The organism is Streptomyces sp. NPDC007905 (assembly GCF_042959345.1).
In the GTDB taxonomy this organism is placed as follows: domain Bacteria; phylum Actinomycetota; class Actinomycetes; order Streptomycetales; family Streptomycetaceae; genus Streptomyces.
In genome coordinates, this window is the sequence record NZ_JBIBKS010000011.1 from 33,785 (window position 1) to 52,685 (window position 18,901).

The 18,901-nt window shown below is 71.4% G+C and carries 14 protein-coding genes; 4 read left to right on the top strand and 10 right to left on the bottom strand.

Going from position 1 to position 18,901, the window contains the following annotated elements:
• The first annotated feature begins 15 nt into the window (after nt 1-15).
• A complete protein-coding gene (locus tag ACFZDC_RS20550; RefSeq protein ID WP_391326085.1) occupies nt 16-1,161 on the top strand; it encodes a serine hydrolase in 1,146 nt (381 codons plus the stop codon).
• Here ACFZDC_RS20550 and ACFZDC_RS20555 read toward each other — a convergent pair.
• Both ACFZDC_RS20555 and ACFZDC_RS20560 read right to left on the bottom strand, forming a co-directional pair.
• Entirely contained in the window at nt 1,151-1,663 is a 513-nt protein-coding gene (locus ACFZDC_RS20555; RefSeq protein ID WP_391325714.1) for a hypothetical protein, read from the bottom strand. The genes ACFZDC_RS20550 and ACFZDC_RS20555 overlap by 11 nt on opposite strands.
• Before the next feature lie 66 nt (nt 1,664-1,729).
• The gene (locus ACFZDC_RS20560) at nt 1,730-7,576 is read right to left on the bottom strand and encodes a TIR domain-containing protein (protein WP_391325715.1); all 5,847 of its coding nucleotides are present in this window, start codon (nt 7,574-7,576) and stop codon (nt 1,730-1,732) included.
• Between the two features lie 102 nt (nt 7,577-7,678).
• Between ACFZDC_RS20560 and ACFZDC_RS20565 the strand changes: the two genes are divergently transcribed.
• From ACFZDC_RS20565 to ACFZDC_RS20575, 3 genes are all read left to right on the top strand, one after another.
• Nucleotides 7,679-8,965, top strand: a complete 1,287-nt coding sequence (locus tag ACFZDC_RS20565; RefSeq protein WP_391325717.1) for an SLC13 family permease — start codon at nt 7,679-7,681, stop codon at nt 8,963-8,965.
• Between the two features lie 337 nt (nt 8,966-9,302).
• Nucleotides 9,303-9,596 carry a hypothetical protein gene (locus ACFZDC_RS20570; protein ID WP_391325718.1) on the top strand — a complete coding sequence of 98 codons (294 nt, stop codon included), beginning with the start codon at nt 9,303-9,305 and terminating at the stop codon, nt 9,594-9,596.
• Between the two features lie 92 nt (nt 9,597-9,688).
• Complete coding sequence (locus ACFZDC_RS20575; protein WP_391325720.1) at nt 9,689-10,399, top strand: DUF4232 domain-containing protein; 711 nt, start codon at nt 9,689-9,691, stop codon at nt 10,397-10,399.
• A 10-nt stretch (nt 10,400-10,409) separates the two neighbouring features.
• Here ACFZDC_RS20575 and ACFZDC_RS20580 read toward each other — a convergent pair whose 3' ends face one another.
• The 8 genes from ACFZDC_RS20580 to ACFZDC_RS20615 all read right to left on the bottom strand — a co-directional run bounded on the left by ACFZDC_RS20580 (nt 10,410) and on the right by ACFZDC_RS20615 (nt 18,705).
• Nucleotides 10,410-10,631 (bottom strand): DUF397 domain-containing protein, encoded by a 222-nt coding sequence (locus tag ACFZDC_RS20580; RefSeq protein WP_391325722.1) that lies wholly within the window; start codon nt 10,629-10,631, stop codon nt 10,410-10,412.
• Nucleotides 10,603-11,442 carry a Scr1 family TA system antitoxin-like transcriptional regulator gene (locus ACFZDC_RS20585; RefSeq protein ID WP_391325723.1) on the bottom strand — a complete coding sequence of 280 codons (840 nt, stop codon included), beginning with the start codon at nt 11,440-11,442 and terminating at the stop codon, nt 10,603-10,605. The genes ACFZDC_RS20580 and ACFZDC_RS20585 overlap by 29 nt, the downstream gene beginning before the upstream one ends.
• A 150-nt stretch (nt 11,443-11,592) precedes the next feature.
• Nucleotides 11,593-12,573 (bottom strand): inositol monophosphatase family protein, encoded by a 981-nt coding sequence (locus ACFZDC_RS20590; protein WP_391325725.1) that lies wholly within the window; start codon nt 12,571-12,573, stop codon nt 11,593-11,595.
• Nucleotides 12,557-13,213, bottom strand: a complete 657-nt coding sequence (locus ACFZDC_RS20595) for a hypothetical protein (RefSeq protein WP_391325727.1) — start codon at nt 13,211-13,213, stop codon at nt 12,557-12,559. Before ACFZDC_RS20595 ends, ACFZDC_RS20590 begins: the two co-directional genes overlap by 17 nt.
• 40 nt (nt 13,214-13,253) lie before the next feature.
• On the bottom strand, nt 13,254-14,216 hold the full coding sequence (locus ACFZDC_RS20600; protein WP_391325729.1) for a hypothetical protein: 963 nt from the start codon (nt 14,214-14,216) through the stop codon (nt 13,254-13,256).
• Nucleotides 14,217-15,038: 822 nt separating this feature from the next.
• Nucleotides 15,039-15,530, bottom strand: coding sequence for a MarR family winged helix-turn-helix transcriptional regulator (locus ACFZDC_RS20605; protein WP_391325731.1), 492 nt, complete (start codon nt 15,528-15,530; stop codon nt 15,039-15,041).
• A gap of 328 nt (nt 15,531-15,858) precedes the next feature.
• Entirely contained in the window at nt 15,859-17,052 is a 1,194-nt protein-coding gene (locus ACFZDC_RS20610; RefSeq protein ID WP_391325733.1) for an extracellular solute-binding protein, read from the bottom strand.
• A gap of 204 nt (nt 17,053-17,256) precedes the next feature.
• Complete coding sequence (locus tag ACFZDC_RS20615; protein WP_391325735.1) at nt 17,257-18,705, bottom strand: aminobutyraldehyde dehydrogenase; 1,449 nt, start codon at nt 18,703-18,705, stop codon at nt 17,257-17,259.
• Between the last annotated feature and the right edge of the window lie 196 nt (nt 18,706-18,901).

Here is an 18,901-nt window from a genome sequence, read left to right on the forward strand (position 1 = left end):
CTCAAGGAGCCCAGCATGCGCCGCGCCCACCGCACCACCGTCCTTGCCGCCGGTCTCGTCCTCGCTCTGGCCGCCGGTCCGCTGGCCGCCCCCGCGTTCGCCGCACCCGAGCGGACCGCGACCGGCACGGCCGGCGGCACGTCGACCGGTCCGGACGCCGAGGCCCTGGCCGCAGCGATCGCCGGACTGCCCGACCACGACGCCACCGCCGCGGTCCTCCGCGTCGGCGGCAAGGGAACGTGGCGCGGGGCGGCCGGGGTCCGGGACGTCCGGACCGGGGCGCCCGTCCTGGAGAACGGACGCTTCCGGGCCGGTTCGGTGACGAAGGTGGTCACCGCGGCGATCGTGCTGCAGCTGGCTTCGGAGGGCCGCATCGACCTCGACGGCACAGTGCAGCAGTATCTGCCGGGCCTGCTCACCGCGGACTTCCACCCCGTCACCGTGCGGGAGCTGCTGAACTACACCAGTGGCCTGCGGTCGGGCGCGTCGCTCGGCGACACGGTCGAGGAAGGGTACCCGCACCGCTTCGAGACGCTGACACCCCAGCAGGTCGTGGCCTCCTCCGTCGCCCAGGGGCCGGCGTACGAGCCGGGCACCCACCAGGACTACGACAACATTCACTACACCGTGCTCGGCATGCTCATGGAGAAGGTGACCGGCGACTCGTACGCGCACCAGGCCGCGGTGCGGATCTTCCGGCCGCTCGGCATGCGGGACAGCTCGTTCCCCGTCGGCGCCGACCCCCGGATCCACGGGCCGCACAACCGCGGATACGACTGGATCGACGGCAGGCTGACGGACGTGACCGACTGGAACATGTCCGACCGATGGGCGGCCGGCGACATGATCTCCACGACCGCCGACCTGGAAAAGCTGCTGGTGGGTCTCTTCAGCGGCCGGGTGGTGCCCGAGCCGCAGCTGAAGGAGATGTTCACGCTTCCCGACGTCCCCGGTGCGCGGTACGGCGCGGCGCTGGAGCGGTTCGAGCTGGACGGCAGGGTGATCTGGGGCAAGACCGGCTCGCGGCCCGGCTACGCCACGGTGATCGCCGCCACCCCCGACCTCTCCCGCACCCTGGTCTACTCGGTCACCTCGACCGACGCCAAGGGCGACGGCCAGGCCGTCGCCCAGCGCTTCGCCTACCCCGCGTTCAACCGCTGACGTACCCCTGGTTCAAGCCCTCCAGCCGCTTGATCTTCTGCCGTACGACGTAGAGCGGGACGGCCCCGAACACCCCGAAGGACATGTCGATCAGCGACCACCAGAAGGGGATTCCCCGGACCGGCCCGCAGATCAGCGCGAGCGGGATGATCCCGGCGCAGGCGATCATCCCGAACTCGACCACCCAGATGTTGCGGACCGGGTCCCGGTACGGCCCGTAGAAGGCGACCGCGATGACGAGATGCGCGAACGCCAGCCAGTCCGTGCCGTACAGCACGAACGGGTACTCGGCGTCGACGGTGTCGAGCCCGTCCCGCACCCGCGAGATCCACTCCATGAGGCCCGGCAGCAGGTCGGGCGCGGACAGCGCCCGCAGCGCGCTCTCGGTCCAGCGCAGTTCGTGCACCAGGGGAAACGCGGTGGCCCCGCTGAGCACGAGGCACACGACGAAGGAGACCAGCCAGACGCGAATGCCCTTCAGGAGGGCGGCTCTGTCGCTCATGGCAGGAGCGTACGCCCGCGTTTGAACGCGTTCAAAACCGCCCCCTGTCCGCTCCGTACGCCCGTATCACTCCAGTGGTTCGTCCAGGGGCACGTGCCGCACGCCCGGCAGGTGGCCGTCCAGTTCTCCTGGTTCGAAGCGGCACATGCCGACCGCGTGCCAGAACTCGCCGGTCACGTCGCCCTCGTACTTGTAGCCGCCGGACGGCGACAGGGCGGCCCAGCCGCCGGGCATGCCGACCAGGGTGGCGCGCAGGGCGGCCGGGGCGTCGGTGGGGACCCTCCACAGCCGTACCGTGCCGTCCTCGCCGCCGCTGGCCAGCAGGGAGCCGTCGGGGCTGAACGCGACCGCGAGCACGCGGCCGGTGTGGCCCGTCAGACGGGCCGTCTCCCGGCCGGTGCGCGGGTCCCACAGGCGGACGGTCCGGTCGTCGCCCGCCGTCGCCAGCAGGGGACGCAGCGGATGCGCCGCGGCCGTCCAGAGCTTGCCGGTGTGGCCCGTCAGACGGTGGTCGACCTCGCCGTCCTTCCAGATCACCGCCGTACCGTCCCAGGAGGCGCTGGCCAGCCAGGAGCCGTCGGGCCCGAACGCCACGGCGTACACCCGGTCGGTGTGGCCGTCGAGCACGCCGGTGATCCGGCGCCCGGCCAGGTCCCAGATCCGCACCTTGCGGTCGTCGCAGCCGGTGGCCAGGGCCGTGCCGTCGGGCCGGAAGGCGATCGCGCGGACCCGGCCGTAGTGCTCGGTGATGGTGGCCACGTGCGCTCCGGTCGCCCGGTACCACAGGCGTACCGTGTCGTCGTCGTTGGCGGTGGCCAGCAGTTCGCCGTCGGCGCTGAACGCCTCGGCCCACACGTTCTCGGTCTCTACGTCCAGTTCGCGCTGGTACTCGCCGGTCGCCGCGTTCCACAGGTATATGTCGCCGTCGCTGCTCGCGGTGGCCAGCATGTGGCCGGCGGGCCCGAACGCCGCCGAGACCAGACGGTCGCTCTGCCCGGTGAGTTCGCGCAGTCGCCGGCCGGAGGCGGAGTGCCAGACGCGGACGACACCGTCGTTGCCGCCGGCTGCCAGCATCGATCCGTCGGCGCTGAAGGACAGGGTGCCGATCCGCCGTCCGTGGCCGCGCAGGATGCGCCTGCCCTGGCCGGTGGCGGGGTCCCAGAGCCGTACGACACCGTCGTTGCCGCCGGTCACCAGCAGCGGACCGGAGCCCGGGGCGGGTGTGTCGCCGTGCGGCCGGAACTTGCACACCCAGACCGAGCCGCGGTGCTCGGCGGGCTGCCGGTTCAGCGGTGCCGCGACGGGGTCGGCCTGCGGGTCGATGCGCCACAGCCGGACCACTCCGGCGCTGTCGCCGGCGGCGAGCAGCGTGCCGTCGGGGTCGAACAGCACCTGGTAGACGGCCCCGCGGCAGCCGCCGAGCAGCCCGGCCGAGCCGCCGGCGGCCAGGTCCCACAGCCGTACCTCGCCGTCGGTGTCGCCGCTGACCAGCAACCTGCCGTCGGGGTGGAAGTCCAGGGTGTAGACGCGGCCGGAGTGGCCGGGGAACTCGTGCCGCAGGGTCCGGGTGGCCAGGTCCCAGACGCGGACGGTGCCGTCGCGCCGGTCGTCGCCCCGGTCGCCGGTGGCCAGCAGGGTGCCGTCCGGGCTGAACCGGGCCCGGTACACCGCGCTGCGGTGGCCGGGCAGTTCGCCCGTCTGCCGCCCCGTGGTGAGGTCCCACAGGCGTACGGCGGTGGAGGCGTCCCCGGTGACCAGGCCGGCGTTGCCCGGCCCGAACGCCACGGTGTAGACGGGCGCGGAGTGTCCCGGGAGCCGGTGCAGCGCGGTGCCGGAGGCGGTGTCCCACACGGTGACCACGCCGTCGGCGTCTCCGGTGGCCAGCAGGGAACCCTCGGCGTCGAGGGCGAGCGGCCAGACTCCGCGCGGGTGGATGGGGAGCACGTGCAGGCAGCGGCCGGAGACCGGGTCCCACAGCCGTACGGTGCCGTCGGCGCTGCCGGTGGCCAGCACCCGTTCGCGGAACTTGACCGCGTACACGCGGCCGGTGTGACCCCGCAGGGTGCGCAGGGCCAGGCCGGTGGCGGCGTCGCAGACCAGCACGCCGCCGTCCTCACCGCCCACGGCGAGCAGTTCGCCGTCCGGGCTGTGGGAGATGGGCTCGGGCAGCCGGCTGGTGCGCGTGTCGAAGCCGTACGGCACTCCGACCGTGGAGGGCCGGAAGCCGGAGTCGACGGCCAGGCCGGGGGCGATCGCGGCGGTGGCCAGTTCGGGAGTGTCCGCCAAGGAGCCGGTGGTCGCCGAGATCAGCGCCGTCTGCCGCCAGCGGCCGCCCTCGACCCGGGCGCCGGTCAGGTCGGTACGGATCAGCCGGGCCCGGCGCAGATCGGCGCCGCGCAGGTCCGCGCCGGTCAGGTCCGCGCCGTCCAGCCGGGCGCCGGTGAGGCGGGCGTGCCGCAGGACGGCGCCGGAGAGGTTGGCGCCGACGAGCCGGGCGTCGGTGAGGTCGGCGCGGGTGAGGTCTACGCCGGAGAAGTCGCGGTACGAGAGGTCCTCACCGGCCAGGGCGGCCCCGCGAAGGTCGGTGTGGGCGGGCACGCGCAGCCGGGTGAGGATCTTCACGGCGTTGGCCCGGGCGACCTCCTCGCCCCCCGAGGAGTTGTCCGGCTCCTCGCCGCCCAGCTGTCGCTCGGCCCACGCCTGGCAGACCCGGTGGTCGGCCAGGTCGCACAGGAACTCCACAGCAAGCTGGCTGAGTTGGCGTCTGGTCAGCAGCGCGGCGTCGCCGGCGGTGAGGCGCTGGGCGCACTCCCGGGCGACGAGCCACTCCACCACCGAGCCGTGGATGAACCGGAACAGGCCGTCCTCGCTGCGCACCAGCAGGCTGCCGGAGCCGATGGCGTGCGCGGTCTGCGGCACCGACAGCCGGGTGCCCGCGAGTCCGGTCAGGGTCTCGGCGACGTCGGTCAGCTCGTCCAGCCGCAGCGCGTCCTGGCCGCTCTCCCACAACCGCAGGGCGAGCGCGGTGACCGCGTGCCACAGCTGGTCCAGGCTGAGTCCGGGTACCCGGCCGGTGCCGCCGCCGGCGCGCTGTTCCTCGAAGCGCAGCCACGCGGTCAGCACCTCCTGGTAGAGCCCGGCGGGGCTGAGCGCGCGGCCGGCCCCGGCGACCGCGCGCAGCTGGTCGTCGTCCAGGTCGGCGACGAAGCCGAGCAGCCGGGGGTTGCGGCACAGGGCGAGCAGGTCGGGGATGGCGTCGAGGAGGCGGAGGCGCCGGTCGGCGGCCTGCTCGTCGCCGTCGTAGCGGTTGACCAGGTAGGCGCGGATCTGCCGGGGGGTGAACTCCTGGACGGCCAGCACCCGGCGGTGCGGGAGCAGGCCGACGCGTTCGCCGAGCGCGGTCAGCACCTGGCCCTGGGAGCGGAAGTGCTGGGTACGGCTGCTGACGACGATCTTGGCGCTGTCCACGGCGGAGTCCAGCAGCACCTGGAGCCGTTCGGCGGCACGGTCGTACGTCACCTGGTTGACCAGCTCGTCGAAGCCGTCGAACAGCAGCACGATCCGGCCCTGTTGGAGCATGTACCGGAAGGCGCGCAGGTCGATGTTGTCGACGCCGTGGGCGGCGAGGTGGGCGGCGACGAGCCCCTCGAAGGAGTACGCCCGGTCCAGCGCGTGCAGCTCCACCAGCAGCGGCACCAGATGGGGCAGTTCGGCCGGGATACGACGGGCCAGCTCGCGCAGCGCGAAGGTCTTGCCGTGCCCGAAGTCACCGAGGAGCAGCAGGAAGCGCCCCTGGTCGGAGTCGAGCAGCCGGAGCATCTCGTCGACCAGCCCGTCGCGGTCCTCGGCGTCGAGGCGTTCCACCTCGCGGTACCTCTGCGGCAGGTACATGCCCGGCGGATAGCGGGGATCGGTGCGCAGCCGCTCGCTCTGCCCGGCGACGTATCCGCGCAGGTCGAGCAGGCCCTGGAACTCGGTGAAACTGCGCACCCGCACGCCCCTGCGGCGGGCGCCGTCGCGCAGCTCCCGGCGAGGCGGCGGGCCGTCGTGGACGAGTTCGGCCTCGGTCTCGGCGTCGGCGGCGTGCACGAGGGCCACGAACCGGTCGATGTCCTGCGCGGTCGGGGTGCCGGTGTGGACCGCCACCCGCTGCTGCCGCACGAAGCCGGACTGGCTCCAGGTGACCAGGAGTTGCGGCACGGGCCCGTCCACCTGCCGGATCTGGGCGCCCTCGTGACGGGTGCGGCAGACCTCGGCGACCCGGGCGAGCAGGATCTCGGCCGGCGTCTGCACGGAGCGCGGCTCCGGCTCGGGCAGGAGGGGGCTGTCCGGGCCGTCCGGTTCCCCGCCGTCGGTCGTCACGGTGGCCTCGGGACCGAAGGCGCGGTGGGCCTGCCGCCACGGGACCGGGCGCCGCTGCGGCTCCCCCGGACCCTGCCAGGTCGCGAGGCCCTCGCGGGAGACGCGGAGCAACTGGTGCCGCCCCGGTCCGACGGCACCGATCACCGGCACCTCGCCGGCGGCGGTGGTCAGGACGGGCAGCGCACCGGGGTCGGTCGGGCCGTGCAGCAGCAGGTGCAGCCGGGGCGCGGTCAGCCGGGTGAGGACGTCGGTGTCGCGCAGCGGCCCGGCGCCGTCCAGGGCGGCCGCGGTCCGGCGGGCGCCGGACGTCCGCGCGGTGCCGGGTGAGTGGCGCAGCACGCCGATGCGCAGCCAGCCCTCGGTCTCGTGCGGGCGCAGCGCCTGGGCGAACCAGGCGGCCTGCTCGGGGCCGACCATGCCGTACTGGTCGTCACGGCGGTGGCTGTAGGCCATCGAGGAGTTCAGGCCCGCGATCACCGTGTGCAGTTCGGGCACCGGGAAGAGGGTCCACGGCTGGTCGCTGTCGAAGACGACGTCGAGGCCCTGGTACAGCTCCTGGAACAGCCCTGTGAAGTGCCGCCACTTGGGCCAGTACGGCGGCCGGGGCGGCATCTCGTCGGCCTCGCAGTTGCTGAAGTAGGCCTGGCAGGCGGCCTGGTTGACGTCCTGGCCCCCTGGGACGAGGGCGACCCGGTGCGGTTCGAGGCCGAGCAGGGCGCGCAGCCCGGTGAGGAAGGCCAGCGCCTGCTCGAACTCCCGGCGGCTGCCGCTCGCCGTCAGGTCGCCGGTGACCACCAGCAGGTCGGGCGAGGGTGCGCCGGCGTCGGTGAGTTCGACCAGGTCGCCCCAGATCGCCGCCTGCAGCTCGGCGGGGTCCTGGCCCCGGCCGAAGGCAGGACCGGCCAGATGCAGCACGGTGACCGCCTCCCGTCCCCGGGTCTCTACGGAGACCCGCGGGTACGACGGCGGGGCGGCCGGTCTGCGCCGCCCCGCCCAGCCGGTACGGCCGAGCGGCCGCCCGGGAGACGGAACGGCGGGCGCCGGGAGAACGGGCTGCACCGGGTGGCCGCCGGCACCCGGGTAGCCGGGGCGGAGGCTGGGCCGGGCACGGCCGTCCAGCGCCTGGCGCACGCGGGTGAGCAGCAACTCGCGGGCGGCCGACGGGTCGGTGACCGGCACCAGGTCGACGTAGGTGATGGTGGCCAGCAGCCCCTCCACCGGAATGTCCTCGACCCGCACGGTGATCAGCCGCCGCTCCGGCGCGTCGGGGTCGGCCCGTAACGCGGCCTGCCATTCCATCCGGCCGTAGCGCGAGCGCTCGTAGTTGCGCGACAGTACGGCGATGACGGCGGCGGACTCGCTGACCCCGCGGTCCATGAAGTCGACGAAGTTGGTGCCCGGCACGAAGTCCCAGGCCTGCAGCACCGTGCGGTAACCGGCCTCCTCCAGGGTCCAGGCGATCCAGGACGCCCAGCGTTCGTCCGCGGGCGAGTAGCTGATGAAGAAATCCAATGGCCCGGTGTCCCCCGGGATGATCTGACGAGCCACCATGTGTTCAATGATGCCGTGAGAAGAGAGGCCGATACCGGCCGTTTCCAGGCGTTCGAGAGCAGTCCGGCTCCGGCTGGGCACAGGTGTGCGACGCTACCCTCCGTGCGTGCCTTACTACGTCTGCATGTCCTCGACCGGGTGGCGCTCGGCCTGCTGACGGCCGGGCTGCTGTGCGTGGCGACGGGGTTGCTCCCCACAGGGTCCGCGTCGGACGCGATGTCCCGCATCGCGCCACTGCTGGCGTTCCTGGGCACGGTCATCGTGCTGGCCGAACTGACCAGCAGAGCCGAGGTGTTCGACGTGGTGGCGGCACGGGTGGCCCGGGCGGGACGGGGCAGCTATCCGCTTCTGTTCCTGCTGTGCGTGGCCTTCGCGTCCCTCACCACGATCTCCCTGAACCTGGACACCACCGCCGTCCTGCTGACCCCGGTGATGCTGGCGCTCGCCTCCCGGGTCGGCATCGCACCGGTACCGCTGGCGATGACCACGGTATGGCTGGCGAACACGGCGAGCCTGCTGCTGCCGGTCTCGAACCTGACGAACCTCCTCGCCGCGAATCGGGTGGCTCTGTCACCACTGGGCCTGGCGGGGCGGATGTGGGCGCCGCAACTCGCCGCTGTCGTGGTGACGATGGCTTGTTTGTGGCTGTTCTTCTGGCGGCGGGACCGGCGTGGGGCCGGTGTTTCGGATGGGGACCGGCTCGACCTGGTGGCCGTACCGGCGTCCGGGCCGGGCGCGGCCCGCGCCGGGGACGTCCGGCCGGACAGCGCCGACCGCTACGTGCCGCCCGGAGTGCACAGCCCCGCCGACCCCGTGCTCTTCCGTGCCTGTGCGTTCGCCTGCGGCGGCTTCCTGCTCGCCATCCTGGTGGCCGACGTGCCGCTGTGGATGGCGTCCGCAACGGCGGCGGCCGTCGCCGTCGCCGCGTTCGCCGTACGCGACCGGTCCGTGCTGCGGCCGTCCCTCATTCCCTGGCGCCTGCTGGTGATGGTGCCGGGGATGTTCCTGGTGGTCGAGACGGTCAACGCGCACGGACTGCACGACCTGCTGGCGGCGGCGGTCGGCCATGACGGCGGCACGCTCGGCCTGTTCCGGGCGGCGGCGGTGGGCGGGGGGCTGTCCAACGTCCTCAACAACCTCCCCGTGTATCTCGCCGGGGAGTCAGCCGTGCCTCTGGGCAACCATGACCAGCTCCTCGCCCTGCTGATCGGCACCAACGCCGGACCGGTGGTGACGCCGTGGGCCTCCCTGGCGACGCTGCTGTGGTACGAGCGGTGCGTGGCGTACGGGGTACGGGTGCCGGTGGCACGGCTGATGGGCACGGGCGCGGTGCTGGCCGCGACCGCGGTGGTGGCTTCGGTGACGGCGTTGGCGCTGACCCGCTGGTAGTGCATCGGCGGATGAGTCCTCCGCCGCACGGGGGAGACGGTCTGCCACAGCGGACGAAGCGTGGCAGCCGTGTCCGCGGCCAGCATGTGCCTCATGACGACAGGAGCCGCTCCGCTCCCCGCTCCTGCGCCCGTCTGGGCCCGCCGCGCCGCTCACTGCATCGCCCTGTGCGCGGTGCCGTCCGGCCTGTGGCGCATCGCCATGGCCGTCCGGTCTCCCCGTCGGCTACAGCGACCGGGTCCTGCAGGACGTCCACGACATCCCGAGCTGGGGCGTCGCGTACGTCGTCGGCCTCCCCGTCCTCGCCGAGCCGGCCGCCCTGCTCCCGCCGCTCCTCGTGAGCGACCGGTGGCGGCCGCCGCGGCCCCGGACCCTCGCCACGCCGGCCTGGACCGCTTCGGCCGGCCTGGTCGTGGTGGCGCTGTGGCAGGTCGTGGTCGCCTGCGTCGTCGAGAGCCGGACGTACCTGTCGAGCGGTACCGCACAGACCGTCCGGGCCCTCGCCTACGCCCCACTGCTCGCCATCCCGGCCCTCATGACCGCGGTGGCCTGGTCGTACACGAAGCGGCACCGGGCACCGGCGGAAGTAACCGCCCCTCGGTTGCCGCGCTCGCCGCACCAGGGACTGTGACTCATGTCATGTACCAGCTCGGAACGGAGCTCGGTGTCGACCACGTCTCCCCGCATGCATTCACCCGAATGCGGCATCAGGGGGGATTTCCAATGCGAGTTCGTACAGCGATCGCCGCCGCCACCATGCTCGTCGCAGGGCTGGCTCTCACTGCCTGTCAGGGAGACGACGACAAGGCCGGCGGCAACCCGTCCAACGCCAACACCACCACGGCCAAGAGCACGCCGGGCAAGTCCCAGGGCGACGCCTCCGGCACGGCGGGCTCCGCCACCGGCGGCAAGGGCGCGGCGGGCAGCACCGCCGGATCCAGCAGCAAGGGCACGTCGGGCGGCGCGGCCGGCTCGGGCGGCAAGGGCGGCACGATCGTCGCCTGCACCGCGAAGACGACCGGCGTGACCTTCGTGGCCGCCGCCAAGCACGCCACCGAGTCCGAGCCCGCGGCCGCCACGGTGAAGATCACCAACACGTCGGGCAAGCCGTGCACGATCGTCGGCGCCACGAGCCTGGTGGCCAAGGACGACCAGGGCAAGAGCAACCCGATCGAGGCCGACAACTCCGCGGCCGGAACCGACGCCGTCGACCTGGCGCCGGGTGCGACGGCCACCGCCGAGGTGCTCTACGCCGACCTGAACTTCGAGGGCAGCCAGTCGGCCCGCGAAGTGTGCGGGGTCCAGGCGTCGAAGGTGGAGATCGCCCTGCCCAAGGATGTCGGCCGCACGGTCAAGGTCGTCAACGGCAGCGGCTCGCCGGCCACGTTCAACGTCTGCGGTCCCGACGTGAAGTTCGAGGCGTTCCACGCCTGACCGGGCAGCACTAGCCGCTGATCTTCACGGCACCTATGAACGCCGACCAGGCGGGTGCCGTGAAGAGTACGGCGGGGCCGGTGGGGTTCTTGCTGTCGCGGACGGGTATGTGGGTGGGGGCGGCGGCGTCGTTGACTTCGAGGCAGTCGCCGCTGCTGCCGCCGCTGTAGCTCGACTTGCGCCAACCCGTCAGGGCGGATGCGTCAGGAGTGCTGTGTTCGCTGTGCTTCATGCTGGTAATCCTCCGCAACCGACCTGATCAGCGCCAGGGACTTACGGTGCGACAACGCGTCGCCCAGCGCATGATCGTAGGCGACCTGGCATGCGCGGACCACGGACGGAAGTTCCAGTATCCGGCCCGACTTCAAGCCCTCCGCGTAGGCGATGGGCGGAAGGTCCTCGAACCACATGAGCGAGACGAATCCCTCCAGGAGTGCGTGGTAGCCGACCGAGAACGGGAGGACATGTACGCGGATGCGGTTGCTCTCCCCGAGGGCCCCGATGTGACGAAGTTGCTCGCACATCAACTGCGCGCCCCCGATCTTCCGCCTCAAGACCGCCTCGTCGAGCAGCATCCACACCTTGGGGGCATGGAAGTTGTCGAGGATACGGGCGCGTTCGAGGCGTGTGACGAGTAGCTCGTCGCGCTCCTCAGGCGTCTTGGGGGAGGCACCGGAACTGAGCACCTCGCGGGCGTATGCCGGCGTCTGAAGGATGCCGGGCACCAGCTTGGGCGCGTACTCACGGATCTCAGTCGCCTTGCTCTCGAACTCCAGTGCCTCTGCGAAGTGTTCTGCAACCCTCCTGCCATCCAGCACCGGCAGGAACCGCTCGAAGAACCCACCCGCCCCCAGCACCAGATCCAGCCGCCGCGCATCCTCCACATCCGGCCGCCGCCGCCCCGCCTCAATATGCGCGATGTGCGTGCGGGACATCACGACACGCTGGCTCAGCTCCTCCTGCGTGAGCCCCGCCGCCTCCCGCCTCCGCTTCAGCTCCTGCCCGTACTGCTCGCGCGACCGTGGATTGTCCTCAATCGCCACCTGTTCAACTCCCCCTGGTGCGCACGCCATTGTCACGCTCGGTCACCTTCCGAAGGTACCCGACTCCACCTCACTCTGTGCATGCATCACCACGGAACGTGAAAGGCGTTGGCATGCAGGACGAGGAAGAGGGCTTCATCGGCGCGTACCTCACGCTGAGGGTCTCCCGGGACGGCGGCCGGACGTGGGGCCGCAGGGTGACGTACCGGCCGCCGAAGGACGCCGCGCCGCTGGACCTGTCGGGGCGGTTCCCGCCGTGTGCGTGTCCTCGGTGCCGGGTGAAGAAGTGGAGTTAGCGACCAGGTCGAGCAGGTGCGGCAGCACCTCGGGCCGCCCGGCGACGAAGGAGCGCGCCGTGTCCGGCCCGCTGAAGCCGCCGGCGAACTCGGCGCCGTCCAGGTGCCGTAGGGCCATGCCGGCCTCGCGGGCGAGCAGCGCGCCGGCGGGCAGGTCGATGGCTTCGGCGCGGTAGCCGACGAAGCCGTCGATGTCGCCGCGGGCGAGCATGGCCCAGGCGACCAGGGGTGCCCAGAGCTGGAGGAGTCGCCGGCAGCGGAGTTCCAGGGTGCGTTTGAGGGCGCAGGCGGCGGGGTCGTCGCGGGAGACGGCGTGCCCCTGCGTCCAGGCGAGCAACGGCCCGGCCGGGGGCAGCGGCCGGGCGCCGGCGGGCGCGGCGAGCCGTCCGCGCGGACCGTGCGCCCCGCCGCCGCGCAGGGCGGACCAGGTGCGGCAGGTCATCGGGTCGTGGACGACACCCACCACCGGCGTGTCGTCCACGCACAGGGCGATGCCGACGACGTAGACGGGCAGGCCGATCACCACGTTGTTGCTGCCGTCGAGCGGGTCGACCAGCCAGGTACGGCCGCCACCGTCCCCCTGCAGTTCCCCGGACTCCTCGGCGAGGATGCGGTCGTGCGGGAACCGCTCGCGGATGCGGCCGACGACGAGCTGTTCGGCCTGCAGGTCCAAGTCGGTGACGACGTCGCCGCCTTGGCCCTTGGGGCGGGCGGTGAAGCCGTCCGGGAAGCGGGACCGCAGGAGCGCCCCGGCCTCCTCGGCGGCGGCCACCGCCGTACGGTGCTCGGGGGCGAAGCCGGTGGGCGGGGCCGGGGGGTCAGGGTTCGGACTCATGGATCCTCCTGAGGGCGGCCCGAGCGATCCGGGCGGTCTCGGTCGCGTCGCAGGTCCGGCGGACCATGCGGTGGCCCGGTGCCGACAACGGGCCCAGGGACAGGTCCAGCCGGCCGGGCAGGGTCCGTCCCAGGACCAGGGTGGCGGTGGGGCGGTCGTCCGGCACCACCGTGGTGTGGAATTCACCCGCCGGCAGGGCGTAGGTCTGGCCGCGGGCGCTGGTCTGTTCGGCGCCGGGCAGACAGCGCACCAGCCGCTGGGTCGGCCGGAGTTCGTCCACGCCGGACGGTTCGCTGAGCACCTCGAAGACCCGGTGGGTGGGTGCCTCGGTCGTGTCGTCGACGTCCATGCGCCGGTTGCCCAGCCAGCCGTACAACACGGTGCTGATCAGGTCCCAGCTGTGCGAGTGCACTTGGGGGACCGGCGCGTCGGACTGCGCCTCCGCCACCCCGAAGACATGGACGCAGACCCCTTCGCTGCCGTCGCGCAGGATGGGCAGGCAGACGAACCCCAGGGGATGGCGTACCGCGCGCAGGTCGCGGCGCCCGGAGACGATCCGATCCAGTTCCGCCACGGCGTGTCGCCTCAGCTCGGCGGCGGCGTGCCGCCGGGCGGCCCGTTCCAGGGCCGGGTAGTCCATCGTGTCCCCCCTCGGGCCTGCTGTGGCCGGAACACGGCGCTCACCTGCGGTAGGGGTTCTCCGCGCGCAGCGCCTTGTCGATGATGTCGCCGACGTCGGGGTCGGTGAAGCTGGCCGGCAGCGGCAGGCCGAGCCGGTCGAGGAGCCGTCTGACCTCGTCGACGGTCGGCTCGTCGCTCAGCGGGACGGCCTCCCGCAGGTCGAGCTTGACCGCCTGTTCCCGACTCTGGTGCAGCTCGGTGACGTAGTAGTCGTACAGCGGCCGGTCCCGCTCGACGTAGAGGCTGACCCGGCGCGGATCGTCCTGGGTGATGATCAGGCAGGTGTCCGAGAGGTCGAAGCGCAGGGCCGGTGCCACCGAGGACAGGTGGACGTCGATCTCCAGGGTGTCCAGCCGCTGCCGGTGCCAGGCGGCGGCGACCACGGTGGCGTACGACTCCTTGCGGGTGCGCTCGGTGGTCCACTCGGCGAATTCGCCGCCGGTGCCCTGCCCGAAGGTGCGCCGGAACCGGGCGTAGGCGGCGCAGGCCTGGTCGTCGTCCGGGTTGACGATGTCGATCTTCATGCTGATGGAGCGGCGCTGCCGCTGGGCCTCCAGGACGCACTCCGGCAGCGTGACGGCGCGCAGATACGTGCCGGTGCCGCCCTTGAACACCCAGCGGGTGGTGCTGCGCCGGGCCCGCTCGTGCGCCAGCGCGACCTCCGGCCCGGACAGGGTCCGCACCATCGCCAGGTCTTCGATGGCCCGGCTGGTCCCCTCGGTCGCCTGCTGGATGTCGGCGAGCCGACGTCTGCGCTCGGTCAGTGAGCCGTAGACCAGCGCGGCGAGAACCAGCAGGGTGGCGCCGGAGACGATGTGGTCACTGAACTTGTCGTTCATGACGTCCATGAGCCCGACGACCAGGGCGACCCCGATGGCGACGACCCCGTCCGCGTTCCGGACCGCCCAGGCGATCGACTCCTCCAGCCGGCGCCCGGCCCCCTGCGGTGTCCTGCGCGTCACGTCCACCCTCCCCCGACGGTGGATTCCATCGTAAGAGGAAGCTGCGTGCGCAACCATGCGTCAATCAGCCTTCGGCAGACCGGGTGACGAGGCCTTCGGCATCCAGTCGACGGTCTGTCAGGGAAGGTCGTTCCGGGAGGTGGCCCGACGGTTCCGGGTGACCCGGACGTCTGCGAACCGTTGGCCGCGGGCGTTGGCCCATGGCGGCCGGCAGGTTCTGGCTCGCACGGGCCCCGGCGGCGCTCGTCGCAAGCCCGATGCGGTACAACTGCGCGGTCATGGCGGCGGTGTGGGACGCCGACCTGGCCGTCTCCGGCTGGAGTGACCAGTGCTGGGACGCTGGCCCGGATCGCCGAGATCGTGCGCCGCCGGTTCGGTGTCGAGCACCCACTGGCCGGGGATGTCCTAGACGTGGTGAGACGCTGACAGCGGCCTGCGGGCCGACGGCTCCCGACCGGATCTCCTTCACCACAGCGGTGCAGCTCGCCCGGCTCACGACCGCTGGCCAGACCGCAGCGAGCCCGCAGATCCAGTGCGCCGCCCGACTCGAAGTAGTCCAGGAACTCCTGAACGACCTCCTGCCCTCGCGCCGCGACCGCCGCTGCCAACGACTCAAGAAACCACCGAGGAACACCTTCGAAGCCAAACGCCGGGACGAACCCCGCCCTCCCAGCCACGTCAGCTACTCACTCAAAGTCACAGGGAACCCAGGACACCTACCCCCACCCGCGAAAAGACCCTAAATCACCGGCATTGCTGTTCAGAGGCACTTTCTACTGACGTGATCGCCTGCTGGACGACAGCCGCCGCCAGAGCGCGAGGCTAGGAGTGCTTGTTGCCTTCGACGTTGGCGATCATCCTGCGCAGCACCTTGATTGCTGCTACATAATCCTCGTCGCTTATGCCCATGTGGACCACGGTGCGCAGCTCGGTCACCAGCTCGCGCAGCCTCACCCTGGCAGCCTCCCCGGTGTCAGTGAGGTGCAGGCGCCGCCCGGCGTCGATGTGGAGCCAGCCACGGTGGAGCAACTGGTCGACGACCCGGGCGATCTCGTTCTGCCCGTCCGCGAGTGGCGACAGCTGGGCGACCACTTCCTCACGACTCGGCGCCGCGGGCCCACCGTTCACGTGGTTGAGCACCCAATACTGCGGCTGCGTGACGTCGACCTTGGCCATAGCGTCGCGCAGATGCCGGGTGACGGCCGTATGAGCCAGGCCGCTCCAGTAACCGACGGGCTGAGTGGCCAGCATGTCGTCGGTGACGGCCGGATCGGCCGGCGCCTGGTCAGTGGGGGTTCCCATCAGCTCTTCCATGATCGCGACGCTACATGCCCGTGCGGATGCGAACATGTCGAATCTCGCTAACCCTCTCAACTGGCGGGGTCTGGAGATGCGAACCTGACAAGCTCACCCTCAGCCCCCTCTCCCGCCACCCGACACCGCACGCGCGGGTAGGACCCTATACGCCGACCCACCTGGGAGGTGCCTCCGACAGGCGCGGGAACAAGGACCTCGTCGATCCGCGCCGAAGCTACGGATCTCAATATCCACTCCCTGCGCAGACGCACGCCGCTGGCTGGTGCCAACTATCCCTGATTTGTGCCAACCAAAAATCCTCGTCACACGCAACCAGCGGGACGCCTCAGAGCCCCACGATCCTGTTCCAGCGCTTCGCGAACTCCGCGCGCTGCGTGGACGTGATGTCCCGGGCGATTGCGAGCCTCTTGCGCATCGTGCCGTCGGGGAAGATCAGGGGGTTGTCGGCGAGGGCCGCGGCGTCCTTGTCCTTGGCTGCGGCGAGCACCTCGCGTGCCGCAGGGACCGGGCAGACGTAGTTGACCCAGGCGGCGAGCTTCGCGGCGACCTCGGGGTCGTAGTAGTAGTCGATCAGGCGCTCGGCGTTGGCCTTGTGGCGGGCCCGGTTGGGGATCATCAGGGAGTCCGACCACAGTTCGGCGCCCTCCTCGGGGACGACGAAGCGGATGTCGGGGTTGTCCGCCTGGAGCTGGATGACGTCGCCGGAGTACGCCTGGCAGGCGAGGACGTCTCCGCTGACCAGGTCCTTGGTGTAGTCGTTGCCGGTGAAGCGGCGGATCTGGCCGCGGTGGACCTCACGCTCCACCTGGTCGCAGACCTGGTGGAAGTCGGCCGCCGTCCACTTGGTGATGTCCACGCCGTTGCCCTGCATCAGCAGCGCGAACGCCTCGTCGAGTCCGGACAGCAACGTCACACGGCCCTTGAGGTCGCTCGCCCAGAGGTCCTTCACCTGCCGTATCTCGCGGCCCAGCTTGCGGCGGTTGTACGCGATCCCGGTGATGCCGGACTGCCAGGGCACCGTGGACCTGCGGCCCGGGTCGAAGGCCGGGGAGCGGAGGAGTGGGTCCAGGTACTTCGCCACGTTCGGCTGGTGGGCGCGGTCCATCCGCTGCACCCAGCCCAGCCGCACGAACCGCGCGCACATCCAGTCACTGATGACGATCAGGTCGCGGCCGGTCGACTGGTGGTTCATCAGCGCGGGGCTGATCTTGCCGAAGAACTCGTCGTTGTCGTTGATCTCCTCGACGTAGTCGACGGAGATGCCGGTGCGCTTCTCGAAGGCCTCCAGCGTGGGCCGCTTGTTCGGGTTGTCGTCGTCGGTGTCGATGTACAACGGCCAGTTCGCCCAGGTCAGTTTCCGGTCGGCCGTGGACTCGTCGGTCACGGCGCGGTCGCCGGGCCCGACGTACGCGGCGGGCACACCGCAGCCGGCGAGGACGCCGAGCGCGGCCGTGCCGCCGAGTGCGCGCAGCAGGGAGCGACGGGAGACGGGGACTGCGGGCGAGGAAGTCTGGGGCACCCCGGAAGGATGCCGTCCCGGCCCCCGTACCGGCAATCGACGCTGCGTCAAGTACGCCGGCGCCGGCCCGACACCTTGTCGATCAGTGCCGGTCACTCCTCCGGGCTGCAGTGCGTGGCAGCGGAGTGACGAAGAGCGGCCCCGGACGGGGAGGTGTCCCGTCCGGGGGCCGCTCGGGCCTGCCCGGCTGCTACGAGTCCAGTGCTACGAGTCCAGCGACGTCATCACGTGCTTGATGCGCGTGTAGTCCTCGAAGCCGTACGCCGACAGGTCCTTGCCGTAGCCGGACTTCTTGAAGCCGCCGTGGGGCATCTCGGCGACCAGCGGGATGTGGGTGTTGATCCACACGCAGCCGAAGTCGAGCTTCTTGGACATGCGCATCGCGCGGCCGTGGTCCTTGGTCCACACCGAGGAGGCGAGGGCGAACTCGACGCCGTTGGCCCACTGCACGGCCTGGTCCTCGTCCGAGAAGGACTGGACGGTGATGACCGGGCCGAAGACCTCGTTCTGGATGATCTCGTCGTCCTGCTTCAGGCCGGAGACGACGGTCGGGGCGTAGAAGTAGCCCTTGTCGCCGACCTGGTGGCCGCCCGCCTCGACCTTGGCGTGCGCCGGCAGGCGGTCGATGAAGCCGGAGACCTGCTTGAGCTGGTTGGGGTTGTTCAGCGGGCCGAAGAGGACGTCCTCGTCGTCCGGGTGACCGGTCTTGGTCTCGGCGGCCGCCTTGGCGAGCGCCGCGACGAACTCGTCGTGGATGGACTCCTGGACGAGGACGCGGGTCGCGGCCGTACAGTCCTGGCCGGCGTTGAAGAAGCCCGCCACGGAGATGTCCTCGACGGCCTTGGCGATGTCGGTGTCCTCGAAGACGACGACCGGGGCCTTGCCGCCCAGCTCCAGGTGGACCCGCTTGAGGTCCTTGGAGGCGGACTCGGCGACGGACATGCCGGCGCGTACGGATCCGGTGATGGAGGCCATCGCCGGGGTGTCGTGCTCGACCATCATGCGGCCGGTGTCACGGTCGCCGCAGATGACGTTGAAGACGCCCTTGGGCAGGATCGAGCCGATGATGTCCGCGATGAGGACGGTGGAGGCCGGGGTGGTGTCGGACGGCTTCAGGACGACCGTGTTGCCCGCCGCGATCGCCGGGGCGAACTTCCACACGGCCATCATCATCGGGTAGTTCCACGGCGCGACCTGCGCGCAGACGCCGACCGGCTCGCGGCGGATGATCGAGGTCATCCCGTCCATGTACTCGCCGGCCGAGCGGCCCTCGAGCAGCCGGGCCGCACCCGCGAAGAAGCGGATCTGGTCGACCATCGGCGGGATCTCCTCGGAGCGGGTGAGCCCGGTGGGCTTGCCCGTGTTCTCCACCTCGGCCGCGATGAGCTCCTCGGCGCGCTCCTCGAACGCGTCCGCGATCTTGAGGAGGGCCTTCTGCCGCTCGGCGGGGGTCGTGTCGCGCCAGGCCGGGAAGGCCGCGGCGGCGGCAGCCATCGCTGCGTCCACGTCGGCCTGCCCGGACAGCGGAGCGGTGGCGTACGCCTCGCCCGTCGCGGGGTTGACCACCTCGGTGGTCCGTCCGTCGGCGGCGTCCCGGAACTCACCGGCGATGTAATTCCGGAGTGTGCGCAGCCCACGCAGCTCGGTGCTCACTGCCGGCCTCCTGATCTGGTTCGAAGATTCACGCTGTGCAGCGCGGCCAGCCCGGTGCGGCTGTCCAGTCGCTGAGACACCCACCCTAATCGGCACACCCACGTTTTCAACACCCCTATCGGCACCCGTTCTGCGAAATCCGCAAGTCTCATACTCGTAAACAACGAATTTCATCGCCACGACCTTGCGAAACTGT